This window comes from Providencia sp. PROV255 (assembly GCF_028478065.1).
GTDB classification, from domain to species: Bacteria; Pseudomonadota; Gammaproteobacteria; order Enterobacterales; family Enterobacteriaceae; genus Providencia; species Providencia rettgeri.
Map to the genome: position 1 here is coordinate 400,310 of NZ_JAMPMI010000008.1, position 13,946 is coordinate 414,255.

Below are 13,946 nucleotides of genomic sequence, written 5' to 3' on the forward strand. Positions count from 1 at the left end.
ATCGCGAAGAGATAGCTGTGGCGGTGATGTGTAGGGAAACACCGCCACACTCGCCTACTGTGGCAATAATTCCCTTGCTTGTTTTTGCTGTTGGTATAATAAACGGAAAGCATCAAGCCGTTGATTTAACCAAGTTTGGTACTGTTTCTGCGGTAAATAGGTACTTAACACCTCTGGTTTTTGGCACACGGTTTCTGTATTACCGCCGTCTGCCAGCCATGCCAAACGAGCCGCACCTAAAGCTCCCGATGAACTCGCTGGGTGGGTCACAATTGGTATATCGATAACATCAGCAATCAGCTGCGCCCAAACAGGACTACGTGCTCCTCCCCCCGTTAAGCTACACCGACTAATTTGCGTTCCTGTTTGCGTTAAAACCTGCATGCCATCCGCCAAGGCGAAGGTCACACCTTCAATCACCGCATAACCAAGCTGAGCACGCGTTGTTTCATTTCTTAACGCAAAAAATGAGCCCATTGCGTAGGGGTCATTATGAGGCGTTCTTTCCCCTGAGAGGTAAGGCAAAAATACAGGCGCTAGCTTCTTCTGGTCATCGGTCAATTTCCCCACTTCCTCCATTAGCTGATTTTCAGTTGTAGAAAGAAGTTGGCAAAGCCACCGTAAACAGTTGGCGGCACTTAACATCACACTCATTTGGTGCCAGCGATTTGGTAATGCATGAGCAAAAGCATGGACACCCTGATGTGGTGCTGCTTGTAGTTGATTATTAACCACAAAAATAACACCAGATGTCCCCAAAGAAATCAGAGCATCGCCATCATTAATTGCGCCAACGCCCACTGCAGAGGCTGCATTGTCCCCCCCTCCACCAGCAATAATCACATCTGCACTTAAACCCCATTGCGAAGCTAAATCGGCCCGTAACACACCACTTTTTTCAGCTCCTTCAACTAAAGCCGGCATTTGTTCACGCGTTAGATTAGTTGCCGCTAATAATTCATCTGACCAATCACGCTTAGCCACATCCAGCCACAATGTGCCTGAAGCATCAGACATATCACTGATAAATTGACCGGTCATTTTCCAACGTAAATAATCTTTAGGAAGCAACACTTTGGCAACTTGTTTGAATATTTCAGGCTCATGACGTGCAACCCACAATAATTTAGGTGCTGTGAAACCTGGCATCACTAAATTAGCGCCAATCGTTAGAAACTCAGGGTGATTTTCCATGAGCCATTCACATTCCTTCGCACTGCGGGTGTCATTCCATAAAATACAGTCGCGAAGTACTTGGTGCTGGCTGTCTAATAATACCGCACCGTGCATTTGGCCCGATAAGCCAATCGCTTTTACTGCCGCCCATGCTTCTGGGGCTTTTTGGCGCAAGGTAGCGGCAACCGCATTGGTGGCTTCCCACCAACTATCTGGCGATTGCTCGGCCCACTGAGAATGTGGCCTTTGTACTGTTAATGCCATATGGCTTGAGGCAACAATTTCACCCTGAGCATTAATTAATACAGCCTTAAGTTCTGAAGTGCCTAAGTCAATTCCGAGGTACATCGCCTTTCTCCTTACAGAGGTTGTTGAGGTGACTTGAGCCAATTTTCAACTTTTTCAACGGTGTTGCTCATCAATTCGTGGAATTCGGTAGCATGAGCAAGTGAACCGAATAGCATTTCACTGGAGACAAATTGCGACAATGCATCACTGCTATTCATCATTTTTTGATATAGCTCGACATCCAGCACACCATCCTGATACTCATAAGGTAATTCACCACGAGCCCAACGCTGTAAAAACACGAAAAATAAAGCGGGTAGTACAGCCGTCGCCGCCGGAGTCTGCTGGCGCTGATAGCATTCTTGTAAAGTTGGCGTGATAAAACCCGGAATTTTTGATAAACCATCGGCAGCAACACGTTGATTAGTATCCTGAATATACGGGTTACTAAAGCGCGCGAGTACTACATCACGGTATTGTTCTAAATCAAGGGGGCTTGGTGACAATGACGGGATCACATCCTGCGTCACATAATTCCATGCCATTTGTTTGATAGCAGATTGGCGGGTGCTTTCATCAATAAAGCTCAAACCGATTAAGGTTCCTGCCCAAGCAATGCAACTGTGGCTTGCATTCAGAATACGAATTTTCGCTTCTTCCCACGGTAAAACGGACTCAACCATTTCTACATCGACATTTTCTAATGCAGGACGTCCATTAATAAAGTCATCTTCAATCACCCACTGAATGAATGCTTCTCCCATGATAGGTGCTTTATCATCCCAACCCGTTTGCTGTTTAACACGCTCAGCAACATCTGGTGTTGGGCGAGGCGTGATCCTATCAACCATAGTGTTCGGCGAACGCGTATTTTCTTTCACCCATTGGTATAGCTCAGTTTCACCTTTTAATTGTAGAAACGATAAAAAGCCGTGTCTAAACCGTTCGCCATTGTGGCGCAAATTATCACAGTTTAACAAAGTGACAGGTTCACCATGAGCCGCTAAACGTGCGCGTAAAATTTGTGTTAATGCACCGTATATTGTGCTCATTCTGCCCGTTAAATCGGCTTTAATGTCTGGCTGTTCTGCATCTAATTCATGCTGTGGGGTTAAATAATAGCCCGCCTCCGTGACCGTGAAAGCAATAACACGTGTTGCTTTATCACAGCCTTGTTCCACTAATTGGCTTAAATTCTCATCCCAATGTAATACTTTGCGCACTGAAGTAATTTTTTCATAATGACGCTCACCTTCAGGTGAGACTGTTTCAAGGGTATATTCCCCATTTTGCTTGGTTAAGTTATCAAGCAATGCATTCGCATCATTGCGAATATTCCCTAAGGCAATTGACCAACTATCATCCCCTTGTTGAATCAAACGGTGCAAATACCACGCTTGGTGAGCACGATGAAATGACCCAGCACCGATGTGCATCCACACTGATTTCTGCTTTAGCATTGTGACTCCTTAACCTAAAATTAAATAATTGCTATTTTTTTGGGCATATGCCCGTTTGTTATATTTTAGTTTCAATCTGATCACAATTACTGCGATAATGCTCACAGTATTGACTTTTGCCCTTTTAATAAACAATTGCCCAGAATTACAATAAGCGAAACCAGCAGGAGAATGTCCATGCAGAAAGAATTAAAAAAAATGGAACAGGCTGCACGTGCGGCATGGCTATATTTTGTGGCAGGCAAAACACAACAGGAAATTGCACATGAACTTGGGCTATCGAGACAAGTCGCCCAACGCCTTATTTCTCTAGCAAAAGAACAAGGTATGGTTCAGGTGCAAATCACGCACCCTATTACGGAGTGTTTAAGACTCGCTAATGAAATCCAGCAAAAGTATCACCTAACACATTGCTTTGTTGTCCCGTCAGGGCAACTTGATACAGAAGCGACGCTCGATATGATTTCAGTGGCCGGTGCTGAGCTCATGGAACAATTAATCGACCCCGATAAGCCTCAAATTATTGGTATTGGTTCAGGTAGAACATTACGCAGTATTATTGATGCCCTTCCTTACCTAGAAACCTCCCAGCACCAATGTGTTTCATTAATAGGCGCTATTGCCCGTGATAGCTCAGCAACACGCTATGATATTCCATTACGTTTTGCAGAAAAATTACAATGCCGACACTATATTCTACCTGCGCCACTGTACGCCGATAGCCCAGAAGATAAAGCAATGTGGTGCCAACATCGCGTGTATAAGGAAGTCACGGAAAAAGCCCTGAATGCAGATATTACCTTTATTGGTATTGGTGAAGTCGGCAAAGGCTGTCCACTCAATTCCGAAGGTTTTGTCACAGATGAACAATTGGAAATGCTATTAGAAAAAGGGGTAGCCGCGGAGTTATTGGGGCATTTTATCCAAGCTAATGGCGAGCGACTTTCTACAACTTTGGATGACACTCACACCAGTGTACCACTGTTCCCCTCCCCGAATAAGCCTGTGATCGCATTTGCGGGTGGCGCGCACAAAACAAAAGCAATTCAAGCTGTTATGAATGGCAGTTGGGTAACAGGCTTAGTGACCGATGAAGCCACTGCACATCAATTATTAGCAAATAAATAAATTATCCCTGTGTCAGCCAGTTATGGCACAGCATACCGAGTAAGGTAAAAATCAACGCCCCAATTACGTGGATGGCGATGGTACTAATGGCGAAGCCCAATTTACCTTCTTGGATTAGCACCAGCACTTCGAGTGAAAAGGTCGAAAAGGTGGTAAATGCACCACAGAAGCCCGTCACAATGAATAATTTATAGGCAGGACTAATATTTGCATTGGCAAAATACGAAATGGCAAAGCCAATGACAAAGCCACCAAGCAAATTGACCGCGACAGTGCCTAGTGGAATGTTTGGGTAAAGGTGATTGAGTCTTAAGCTAACAAACCATCTTAGCCATCCGCCAAGCACTGAACCAATCGCTATTGCAAATAATGAGGCATACATAGAAACTTCCTTTAATGTTTGGCGGGATAAATGAAAGGAAAGTCTCCCAGTTATACTCGAAGTATGACGAGTATAGATCATTTATGCCCTAAATTAGGGCACATAATACCTACGTACCCTATCTAATCAATAGGTTAACGTAGGCATCATTAGCCCTCTACGGGCGGTTTTGTAAAAAGGAGGAATGCCATCTCCCATATATATTTTAAAATAATAAGGTAACTCATTAGGTTATGTAAACCCATTTTATAATAGATGGCATGAATGATTCTAATTACACAAGTGAATGAGTCGTTAGGAGCATACACAAGTATGTGACTAATGCGAATGAGCGTAGTCAACAACGCGACAGCTTGAAGTATGACGAGCTATTGGGACATCTTCAAAATCGTCCGCACATTACTCGCACTCGTTGCGATAATATCAATCGCTCCCGTACGCAGTGCCCCCATAATGGCCATAGCCTTAGAGGATTCGGAAGCAATCGCTATTACACAAGGGATTTTCTTGAGTTCGTCTATGCTTAGGCCAATCACTCTGTCATTCATCACTGTATCAACATGCTGCCCTTGCGCATTAAAAAAATCATAACCGGCAATATCGCCAATTACCCCTTGATTTAAACTCGCATCAACAATTTCACGCGGTGTAAACCAACCTAGTTTGACCATATAGCTGTCTTCATTCATATCGCCAATACCAATTAGGGCTATATCCGCTTTACGGGCGCGATCGAGCGTTTCCTTAATCGTGCCGTTTTTCATAAATGATTGTTTTAATTCATTATTTTCAACATAAGCAGGCGCATATAAAGTTTCACTGGTTCCACCAAATTTCTTCGCTAAGCGGCGGCTGATATGGTCCGCATTGATGGAATCTCCCGGCCGGTGGGTTCCGCCAATTCCGCAAATAAAACGGCAATCTTTTTCAGGAACTGCCCCACCGCTATCAGCCACTACCGCAACATTGCGGCCTTGGCCGACCGTGACTATCATGTTGTCTCGTAATGTTGTTGATAAATAATTAGCGACTAATGTGCCAACTTGGTAGCGTTGTTCTTCTTCATCGGGATGGTCGAGGGCAATTAACGCACGGGAAATCGGGAAGCGAGAAAGTAGCTGTTGCTCTAGCTGAGTGCTAAAAATAGGGTGATAGCGAACATTGATCTCAACAATCCCTTCTTCTTTTGCTCGCTTAAGTAAGCGCCCTACCTTAATTCGCGATATACCAAACTTATTGGCGATCTCTTCCTGAGTAATTTCATCACGATAATAAGCTATCGCAATTTCAGTCAGTAGCTCGATTTCGGAAGATGTTTGTGATCTATCCATAAGATAGTGGTTTCCTCTTTATTGGTGTTAATCGCAACAAGGATGATAAGGTTTTAGTATAGCGTTTCTAGTGGCAATTAATAAGTGAGTTATAAAAGAGAGTGGATATATAGCAATAGTTTTTGTCTATATATCCACGAAAAGAGTTATATAAAACAATTATGCATTGGTTAATGTGCTTTGTTTTTCAACACTTTGCGCTAATTGACATAATAATAAACAACAAGAAGTCGCGCCTGCATCTAACACGCCCCTTGAACGCTCACCAAGGCGGCTTGCACGGCCAATTTTAGCCACTAAATCTACCGTGGAATCACGGCCTGCAACGGCGGCGGCCTGCATCGCATCAAGCGCTTGTTTAAAGTTTTTTCCTGCTTTTGTTGCCTCTTCAAAAGCATTAACTGCGGGGATCAATGTATCCATTAAGCACTTGTCCCCCACTGTCGCGCTACTGATATCTTGCAGTTCAGATAACCCATTTTTTAACATAGCGAGGAAGTCTTGTTGTGATAACGCATTTTTCCCTGAAATGCTGTCTGACATCCCCATAAAGAAGCTGCCATAAAGTGGCCCCATTGAACCACCAATGCCTTCCATCAATGCATCAGAAATTTCTTCAAACCCTTCACTGAGTGATAATTCACGGTCTGCAATTGCTTTCGCACATAAGTTGAAGCCTTTCGCCATATTGATGCCATGGTCTCCATCCCCTATTGCACCATCAATTTCGCTTAGATATTCACGGTTAGAAACAATAATGTTCACTAAATCAAGGGTAATTTCCTTACCGTTGCCCATTGAAATAACTTGCATAGTTGTCTCCTTATTTGACCTGTGTTAAACCCAATGAATACGCAGGAACATCCATCAACGTTTTCAATTCATCATCCACTTTCATTAATGTCAGTGTTACCCCCATCATTTCTAATGAGGTAAAGTAGTTACCAACATAGTTACGAACAATACGCACACCTTTCTCACTGAGTTGTTTTTCAACCTCTGCATAGTAGATGTACAGCTCCATCACGGGAGTGGCACCTAACCCTGAAACTAATACGACAACTTCATCACCTTGCTTTGCCTGCATATCATCTAAAATTGGCGTTAACATAGTTTTTGCCATTTGCGCTGCGGATTGAATTGGCATAATTTCAATGCCTGGTTCACCATGATGACCAATACCGAGCTCCATCATCCCATCTTCAATATGAAAATTGGGATGACCCACCGCAGGTATGGTACAAGACGTTAGCCCAACACCAATAGAGTGGCAGTTATTAATCGCTTTTTGTGCCGCATTAATCACACCGTCTAAATCATAGCCTTTACTTGCTGCGGCAGAACCCACTTTCCACATAAGAATTTCACCCGCAACGCCGCGACGCTTTTCTTTTTCACTGGCAGGTGCTGAAGCGACGTCATCGGTAGCGACCACGGTTTTGACTTGCATACCCGCTTTTTCGGCTTTTTTCATCGCCATCTTAACGTTCATGTTATCGCCCGCGTAATTACCATATAAGCAAGCAACGCCCGCCCCACTGTCTGCGGCTTTGAACGCATCTAAAAATGCCCCAGCCGTTGGCGAGGAGAAAATTTCGCCAATCGCCACCGCATCTAGCATATTTTCACCTACGTAGCCTAAAAACGCAGGTTCATGACCTGAACCACCACCAGTGACAATGCCCACTTTCCCTTGTATTGGTGCTTTTGGGTATTTTAGAACCCGCGCGTTATCTGTTTGTGCAAAATATTCAGGGTGCGCTTTCAAATAGCCTTGAATTGCATCTTCAACAACAAGATCAGGTTCATTAATGATTCTGTTCATAATTCCCTCTTTTACTTATTTTCTGGTGTTAGCTGCATCTTTGCCGACTGTTCAAGTAATTCTTCCGGCACAGTAATAAATTTCATCAATATCGCACTAAATAAATAGAGCCCCGAGAAAATCCAAATCACGCCAAACGCACCTACGCTACTAATAAAGAGCCCAACAAGTGCAGGCCCGACAAACGTACTTAAACCGGCGCCTAAATTAAGGACTGACATGGCAGCACCTTTATTTTCAGGCGCTAAACTCGGCATGATGGCTGAAAGTGGTACGTATCCTGCGAGGCACGCACCAAATAAGCCAGCGGCTATCATCATCAGGGTATAACTGTGCCCAAAATAATAAGGCACGTAGTAAAACATTAAGGTACAAAGCATACAGCCGACACAACCAAACCAAATTACAATATTGCGCCAACCGATGCGGTCACTGACAACACCAAAGATCAGATTAAAAGCAATGTTCACTGTCCAAAGTGCTGCGTAGATATGTAACCACTCTGTGCGGGAAAAACCAAAGTCAGCAAGAAACATTGGCATAAAGATCACAAAACCATATGCTGCCGAGGTATTAATGGTACGAACAATGCCACCTAAACCAATTTTTGGGTTCTCAAACGCAATAGTGATCCCTTTGAATACATAGCTGAGCGATACTTTTTCTTTCGGTGCCTCTGGTGTATCTCCCGCTTTGTTGCGGTTAAGTGCAATAGCAATAAATGCCCCGATAGTGACAAAAATCAGTCCACTCCATAACGTTGCCATTTCACCTAACACTGGCAGCGCATAACTCGAATACATCACCCCTAAAACACCCAGCCCGCCGCTATAAACGAACCAGAAGATCCCGACAGCAGAGCCCAATTTTTTAATTGGTGCCTCATAGGCTACCCAAACTAAGAAGCCGTAGGCAAACATGGGATAACCAAAACCACGCAGTGCATAGGTCGGGATCATGATAGACAGGCTGTTACTCGGTAAGCCAACAGATAAGAAAATAACCGAGCCAATCACAAACATCACAAAACCAAAAATCATCACACGACGAGCGGTATAAATTTCAGCTAATACGCCGGATAACCACGCGGCCACAGCAGCAAAAAAACCATACACACTAAATAGTAATGAAGATTCTTCAATACTCATTCCACGGCTAATTATAAAAGGTGACAGCCAGCCTTGTTCTAGGCCTTCCCCCATCATAAAGATCAGGACGCCAAAATAGCCAAGTAGTAACTTTGGTGAAAACCCCGTTACTTTAGACAGTTTATTGATTATCATATTGTTGACCTCAGTGCTTATTCGCTGGGTTAGGACCTGAATAACAAGCCTTGGTAGGGTGACATTTATTCAGGTCCAATTTTTATCGTTATATTTTTAATTTCGTCTTTTTTTCAACCCACGACAGCTCTACAGGTTCGGGTCGAGAACCACTTTAATGTGCGGGTCGCCTTTCGCCATCATTGAAAAACCTTCCGCAAACTTATCTAAAGGTAAAATATCCGTCACCACGCCTTTGGTTGGGAAATCACCATTACCAATACCTTCAATCACTAGTGGATAACAATATGGGCCAAGATGAGAACCTAATAAATCCAGTTCTTTACGGTCACTGATAATGCTCCAGTCCACTGTCACTGGGTCTTTAAATACAGAAAACTCGACAAAAGTACCCAACTTACGGATCATCTTCAGGCCTTGCTCAACCGATTTAGGCGCCCCCGTTGCTTCAATGTAAATGTCACAGCCATAACCTTCAGTCATCTCTTTGACAATTTTGTCGACATCATCACGTTTCGGGTTTAATACGATATCAGCACCAAATTCTTTCGCTAATTCAAGGCGTTTATCAAATAAATCCAGAACGACTAACTTACCAGCACCGGATTTTTTAATTGCCCCAATCATGCCTAGGCCTAATGTTCCTGCGCCAGAAAGCACAACGACATCCCCCAATTTGACATTGGCACGCTGCACGGCATGTAAAGAACAGGCGTAAGGTTCAATCAAAATAGCGTCTTCAATTGGCATCTCGACAGGCACATGGTAGTTGATGGCTTCTTTGGTGAATTTCATATATTGCGCCATACCGCCATTTACATTGTTTTGGAAGCCATACAAGTCATGTTTTTCACACATCCAGTATTCGCCGCGTTTACAGAAACGGCATTCCCAACAAGGTACGATTTGTTCAGAAATAACACGATCACCTAATGCAAAACCTTCCACTTTTGACCCAAAGCCTACGACATGGCCAATAAATTCGTGCCCAGGGATCATTGGCGCCTTGATATAAGCGGGCTGTTCTGCATCTCCCCAAAAACTAGGGGCACCCTCAAAAGCTTTCACATCACCCGCACAGATGCCACAAGCCTCTACGCGAACCAAAATTTCTTCTTCACTAATTTTAGGGACATCGACAGTTTCTAAACGGTAGTCTTTTGGTGCATAAGCAACCACGGCTTTCATTTTTTCTGGAATGCCTGCGCTCATCGTTGCTTTTGAATCACAGTGTTCACACATAGTTCTATCCTCGGCGGTTTGTAAAATGAACATAAGTTCAATGAAGATACAAATTAACCATACCTTCTTTTCTTCATCCTTGCCCATAGTGAGAGTGTCAAAGTGTGATTCAGTGCAAAAATTCTCATAAAATCGCCTTAAAACGACTGTTTTTTACCTTTTTTGCAAAAAAAATTAAATTTAAAGCTGTAGATCACAGAATTCATCATCATAAAAATAAAAACATATGTTCAACTATTGATTATTTGTTCATGAGATCCTATTTTCTAAATAGTACATTTGATTGGTTTATGAACTTTTGTTCAACAATAAGGATCTCTATCATGCTATCTATTGCTATTGGCGCGGATGACGCTGCATTTGAAATGAAAGATTTGATTAAAGCTCACTTAGCAGAACTAAACATTGAAGTGACTGATTACTGTTTAAACACTGGGGTTGCAGACGAAATGTACCCTGATGTTGCCCATGCGGTTGCCACTGCGATCGTACAAGGCAAGCACCAGCGCGGTATTTTAATTTGTGGTACCGGAATTGGTATGTCCATTGTTGCCAATAAAGTCACGGGAATTCGTGCAGCACTGTGCCATGACACATACTCCGCTGAACGAGCTCAAAAAAGTAATGACGCACAAATTATTACCTTTGGTGCACGAGTAATTGGCCCTGAATTAGCAAAAAGCATTATTGATACATGGCTGGCTTCCCATTATGAAGGAGGACGTTCGGCACCAAAAGTGGCTCGAATCAGTGAGTATGAAAATGGGGAACGTTAGTTTTACTTTAGGCGCTTTTACTTTGGGAGCTTTGTAATGTCCACTCAACCACAAAATAAATTAGCCAATGCCATTCGATTTCTTTCAATAGATGCCGTACAACAAGCTAATTCAGGCCACCCCGGAGCCCCAATGGGAATGGCTGATATTGCTGAAGTTCTTTGGCGAGATTATTTACAGCACAACCCCGCGGACCCGCATTGGCCTAACCGTGACCGCTTTGTATTATCAAACGGCCATGCCTCAATGCTGCTCTATAGCTTGCTTCATTTAACAGGCTATGAGTTATCCATTGATGATTTAAAACAATTCCGACAACTCCATTCCAAAACACCGGGTCACCCCGAATTAGGCTATACCCCCGGTGTTGAAACCACGACAGGCCCGCTGGGGCAAGGCATCGCCAATGCGGTTGGTATGGCAATCGCAGAAAAAACCCTAGCAGCTACATTTAATCGCTCTGGTTTCCCCGTTGTCGACCACTATACCTACACATTTTTAGGTGATGGCTGTTTAATGGAAGGGATTTCCCATGAAGTGTGCTCATTAGCGGGAACGTTAAAACTCAATAAGCTCATTGCATTTTATGATGATAACCGCATTTCTATTGATGGTAACACGCAAGGTTGGTTTACTGATAATACAGCAAAGCGTTTTGAAGCCTATGGTTGGCATGTTATTCGCCAAGTCGATGGCCATTCTAGACCCGCAATCAAAGCGGCCATTGAACAAGCTCACCAACAAACTACGAAACCAACACTCATTATCTGTAGAACCACAATTGGTTATGGTTCTCCTAATAAAGCAGGTACAGCGGATTCTCATGGCGCGCCACTCGGACAAGATGAAATAGCTCTGACTCGCCAACAACTGGGTTGGGAGTACCCTCCTTTTGTGATCCCTGATGACATATATGAACCTTGGAATGCCCTAGAACGTGGTGCTGAGCAACAATTACGTTGGGAACAAGCATTACGAGAATACACAAAACAATACCCAGAACTCGCTGAGCAGCTAACTCAACGATTATCTAATCAACTCCCTGAAAAATTTACAGATATCATTGATAATTTTATTCAAAAATTAAATGATAACCCTGCAACGATAGCTACACGTAAAGCATCACAAAATACCTTAAATATTATTGGCCCTATTTTACCTGAGTTAATCGGGGGTTCCGCAGACTTAGCCCCAAGCAACCTTACCTATTGGTCTGGTTCACTGCCGATTAATAAACAACCTGCTGGCAACTATATTCATTATGGTGTCAGAGAATTCGGTATGACCGCCATCGCAAATGGGATTGCATTACACGGCGGTTTCCGCCCTTACACGGCAACCTTTTTGATGTTCTCGGAATATGCACAAAATGCCGTGAGAATGGCCTCATTAATGAAATTACCGCAAGTGCTTATTTATACCCATGATTCAATTGGCTTAGGTGAAGATGGCCCAACACATCAACCTGTTGAGCAACTTGTGTCACTACGTGCAACACCTAATTTGTCAGTATGGCGCCCTTGTTGCCAAGTAGAAACCGCCGTGGCTTGGAAGCAGGCTATCATTCATCAACAGAACCCAACAGCACTTGTGTTATCCCGTCAAAACCTAATACAGTATTCGCGCACTCCCGAACAGCTCACCAATATCGCTCGAGGCGGATATATTTTACGCAGTAATAGTGAAGCCCCTGAATTACTATTAATTGCGACAGGCTCTGAAGTCACGTTAGCGGTTGAAGCATGGAAACAACTGACAGAACAAGGTTTTAATGTGAATGTCATTTCGATGCCATCAACAGATACCTTCGACCAACAACCCTTAGAATACCAGCAGCGTGTTTTACCCAATCACGTTCGCTATCGCATTGCGATAGAAGCCAGTATTAGTGATTACTGGCGTAAATACGTAGGAATTGATGGGTTAGTTATGGGTATGAATAGCTTTGGTGAGTCGGCTCCTGCGGACCAATTATTTAAACATTTCGGTTTCACCGTAGAAAAGCTTATTACTATGTCGCTTTCATTATTAAAACCTAATGATTAATTGATATAGCAATAATTAATATCTGTTATCCTACTTTGTAATTTCCTATTACAAGCCAAATAATACCTATGTTATTTGGCTTATTTTTTATTTAAATAATAATCATGAAACAATAAAAAAGCGAATATCTAATTATACTCGCTTTTTTTATTATTGATTTAATATCATTATTGGATGCTGTAGCCACCATCAATCACTAAATTATGACCTGTAATCATATCGGATGCATCGCTGGCCAAAAATAGTGCACATGCCGCAATTTCAGAAGGTTCGGCAAAGCGTCTTGCAGGGATTTTTCCTTTCATTTCATCTCCTTTTTCACCTTCCCACGCTTTTTTACCTAATTCTGTCATGACAATGGTTGGTGAAATGGCGTTAGTTTGTATGCCTTTCGGGCTCCACTCCAGTGCTAATACTTGGGTTAAACCAATAATTGCCGCTTTACTCGCACAATAGGCCGCATGCTGGTCTAAGGCAATCACCCCCGCTTGAGATGCCATATTAATAATTTTTCCTTTTCCATTATTAATCATAACATTACCCGCAGCTTGGCAAACCAAAAAAGTCCCTTTTAAGTTCACGTTCATGGTTAAGTCCCAATCGGATTCACTTAAATTTTCAGCGGGAGCCAGTGCTACAATTCCAGCACTATTGACGACAATATCTAGCCGACCATAATGCTCAATGACATGTTCTACCATCTGAGAAACCGCCGTAGAATTTGTGATATCACATTGAATACCAATTGAATTGCCTAATTTCTCTGCAGTCGTTATTACGTTATCTGACTTATCGATTAGGGCAACTTTAGCCCCTTTTTCAACATACAGTTGAGCAATCGCCAACCCAATACCTGCTGCTCCCCCGGTAATTAAAGCGACCTTACCATCAAGTGAAAAGTTGGTGTTATAGCCACTAAATTTTTTCATTTTAATTCCTTAACATCATGATGTGATATTGAATATATAGATGAAATAAATATAGTGCTGTCTTAGAGAGACAGCAAAAT

General features: G+C 42.9%; 12 protein-coding genes and 1 riboswitch. Of the genes, 3 read left to right on the forward strand and 9 right to left on the reverse strand.

Annotated elements, in window-relative coordinates; all coding sequences use genetic code 11:
- Window positions 1-54: 54 nt before the first annotated feature.
- Both xylB and dalD read right to left on the reverse strand, forming a co-directional pair.
- Window positions 55-1,524 (reverse strand): xylulokinase, encoded by a 1,470-nt coding sequence (xylB, locus tag PR725_RS08775; RefSeq protein WP_110731872.1) that lies wholly within the window; start codon window positions 1,522-1,524, stop codon window positions 55-57.
- A gap of 11 nt (window positions 1,525-1,535) precedes the next feature.
- Window positions 1,536-2,924 (reverse strand): D-arabinitol 4-dehydrogenase, encoded by a 1,389-nt coding sequence (gene dalD / locus PR725_RS08780; RefSeq protein WP_117162019.1) that lies wholly within the window; start codon window positions 2,922-2,924, stop codon window positions 1,536-1,538.
- 177 nt (window positions 2,925-3,101) lie between these two features.
- Between dalD and PR725_RS08785 the strand changes: the two genes are divergently transcribed.
- Window positions 3,102-4,052: a sugar-binding transcriptional regulator gene (locus PR725_RS08785; RefSeq protein ID WP_004910281.1), complete on the forward strand. Its 951-nt coding sequence runs from the start codon at window positions 3,102-3,104 to the stop codon at window positions 4,050-4,052.
- Between the two features lies 1 nt (window position 4,053).
- On the opposite strand, the gene crcB is transcribed toward PR725_RS08785, so the two are convergent.
- From crcB to PR725_RS08815, 6 genes are all read right to left on the reverse strand, one after another.
- Complete coding sequence (gene crcB, locus PR725_RS08790; RefSeq protein WP_004910278.1) at window positions 4,054-4,434, reverse strand: fluoride efflux transporter CrcB; 381 nt, start codon at window positions 4,432-4,434, stop codon at window positions 4,054-4,056.
- A 133-nt stretch (window positions 4,435-4,567) separates the two neighbouring features.
- Window positions 4,568-4,638: riboswitch (Fluoride riboswitch) on the reverse strand.
- 164 nt (window positions 4,639-4,802) lie between these two features.
- Window positions 4,803-5,765: a sugar-binding transcriptional regulator gene (locus tag PR725_RS08795; RefSeq protein WP_004910275.1), complete on the reverse strand. Its 963-nt coding sequence runs from the start codon at window positions 5,763-5,765 to the stop codon at window positions 4,803-4,805.
- Window positions 5,766-5,924: 159 nt separating this feature from the next.
- Complete coding sequence (gene dhaL / locus PR725_RS08800; protein ID WP_272568558.1) at window positions 5,925-6,578, reverse strand: dihydroxyacetone kinase subunit DhaL; 654 nt, start codon at window positions 6,576-6,578, stop codon at window positions 5,925-5,927.
- Between the two features lie 10 nt (window positions 6,579-6,588).
- Window positions 6,589-7,590 carry a dihydroxyacetone kinase subunit DhaK gene (locus PR725_RS08805; protein WP_004910269.1) on the reverse strand — a complete coding sequence of 334 codons (1,002 nt, stop codon included), beginning with the start codon at window positions 7,588-7,590 and terminating at the stop codon, window positions 6,589-6,591.
- 11 nt (window positions 7,591-7,601) lie between these two features.
- Window positions 7,602-8,873 (reverse strand): MFS transporter, encoded by a 1,272-nt coding sequence (locus PR725_RS08810; RefSeq protein ID WP_109911229.1) that lies wholly within the window; start codon window positions 8,871-8,873, stop codon window positions 7,602-7,604.
- A gap of 129 nt (window positions 8,874-9,002) precedes the next feature.
- Window positions 9,003-10,115 (reverse strand): MDR/zinc-dependent alcohol dehydrogenase-like family protein, encoded by a 1,113-nt coding sequence (locus tag PR725_RS08815; RefSeq protein WP_004910265.1) that lies wholly within the window; start codon window positions 10,113-10,115, stop codon window positions 9,003-9,005.
- A 323-nt stretch (window positions 10,116-10,438) separates the two neighbouring features.
- On the opposite strand from PR725_RS08815, the gene rpiB reads away from it, so the two are divergent.
- Together rpiB and tkt are read left to right on the forward strand one after the other, a co-directional pair.
- Entirely contained in the window at window positions 10,439-10,891 is a 453-nt protein-coding gene (rpiB, locus tag PR725_RS08820; protein WP_109911228.1) for a ribose 5-phosphate isomerase B, read from the forward strand.
- A gap of 36 nt (window positions 10,892-10,927) precedes the next feature.
- Window positions 10,928-12,937 carry a transketolase gene (gene tkt / locus PR725_RS08825; RefSeq protein WP_211888829.1) on the forward strand — a complete coding sequence of 670 codons (2,010 nt, stop codon included), beginning with the start codon at window positions 10,928-10,930 and terminating at the stop codon, window positions 12,935-12,937.
- A 167-nt stretch (window positions 12,938-13,104) separates the two neighbouring features.
- Here the strand turns inward: tkt and PR725_RS08830 are convergent, their stop codons facing one another.
- Entirely contained in the window at window positions 13,105-13,866 is a 762-nt protein-coding gene (locus PR725_RS08830; protein ID WP_004910258.1) for an SDR family oxidoreductase, read from the reverse strand.
- Between the last annotated feature and the right edge of the window lie 80 nt (window positions 13,867-13,946).